1 protein-coding gene is annotated in these 1,456 nt (G+C 74.0%); it reads right to left on the bottom strand.

Annotated features, from left to right (window positions below; genetic code table 11):
* On the bottom strand, window positions 1–1,385 hold a 1,385-nt coding region (gene purB, locus H5J30_RS33030), incomplete at its 3' end, for an adenylosuccinate lyase (RefSeq protein WP_181791383.1).
* Window positions 1,386–1,456 lie beyond the last annotated feature (71 nt).

Raw genomic sequence — 1,456 nt, 5'->3', positions numbered from 1 at the left:
TCCTCGACCCGCGCCGCCACCGCCGCCACCTGCTCCTCCGCGGCGCCGGTGAACGACAGCCGGTCGGCCATCAGCGCCTGAAGCCGGTCCCGGTCCAGCGGGATGCGGCCGTCGGCGGCGAGCCGGTCGAGGAGCTCGTTGCGCTCGGCGCCGCGCTCGCGCATCGCCAGCGCCGCGGCGACCGCGTGTTCCTTGACGACCTCGTGCGCCTCCTCCCGGCCGACCCCGGCCCGTACCGCCGCCATCAGCACCTTGGTGGTGGCCAGGAACGGCAGGTAGCGGTCCAGCTCGCGGGCGATCACCGCGGGGAAGGCGCCGAACTCGTCCAGCACCGTCAGGAACGTCTCCAGCAGCCCGTCGAGCGCGAAGAACGCGTCCGGCAGCGCCACGCGGCGCACCACGGAGCAGGACACGTCGCCCTCGTTCCAGGTGTCGCCCGCCAGCTCCGCGGTCATCGAGGCGTACCCGCGCAGGATCACCATGAGGCCGTTCACGCGCTCGCAGGAGCGGGTGTTCATCTTGTGCGGCATCGCGGACGAGCCGACCTGGCCGGGCTTGAAGCCCTCGGTGACCAGCTCGTGCCCGGCCATCAGCCGGATCGTCTTCGCCAGCGACGACGGCGCGGCGGCGACCTGCACCAGGGCCGCGACCACGTCGTAGTCCAGGGAGCGCGGGTAGACCTGGCCGACGGAGGTGAGGGCGTGGGCGAAGCCCAGGTGGCCGGCGACCCGGCCCTCCAGCTCGGCGAGCCGCGCGGCGCCCTCCTTGCCGCCGCCGAGCAGGTCGAGCATGTCCTGCGCGGTGCCGACGGGACCCTTGATGCCGCGCAGCGGGTAGCGCGCGAGCAGGTCCTCCACGCGGCCGTACGCGGTCAGCAGCTCGTCGGCGGCGGTGGCGAACCGCTTGCCCAGCGTGGTGGCCTGCGCGGCGACGTTGTGCGAGCGGCCGGCCATCACCAGGCCGGAGTGCTCGCCCGCCAGCCTGCCCAGCCGGGCCAGCACCGCGACCGCGCGGTCGCGCACCAGCTCCAGCGACTGCCGCACCTGGAGCTGCTCCACGTTCTCGGTCAGGTCGCGGGAGGTCATGCCCTTGTGGATCTGCTCGTGGCCGGCGAGCGCGTTGAACTCCTCGATCCGGGCCTTCACGTCGTGCCGCGTGACCTTCTCGCGCGCGGCGATCGAGGCGAGGTCGACGTCCTGGAGCACGCGCTCGTAGTCGGCGACGGCGCCCTCGGGCACCTCGATCCCCAGGTCCCGCTGGGCGCGCAGCACGGCGAGCCACAGCTGCCGCTCCAGGACGACCTTGTGCTCGGGGGACCAGAGGGCGGCCAGCTCGGCGGAGGCGTAGCGGGCGGCCAGGACGTTGGGGATGCGCGGCTTGTTCACGTGGGGAGATTCTACGGACCTCCCGGGCGGGTGGCGGACGGGCGGCCGGTGCGGGCGTACGGGGGCGTGCG

Source organism: Streptomyces phytophilus, assembly GCF_013870535.1.
Taxonomy (GTDB): Bacteria; Actinomycetota; Actinomycetes; order Streptomycetales; family Streptomycetaceae; genus Streptomyces; species Streptomyces phytophilus.
Note: the sequence above shows the minus strand (reverse complement) of the source record. Positions and strands in the feature narration are given on the sequence as shown.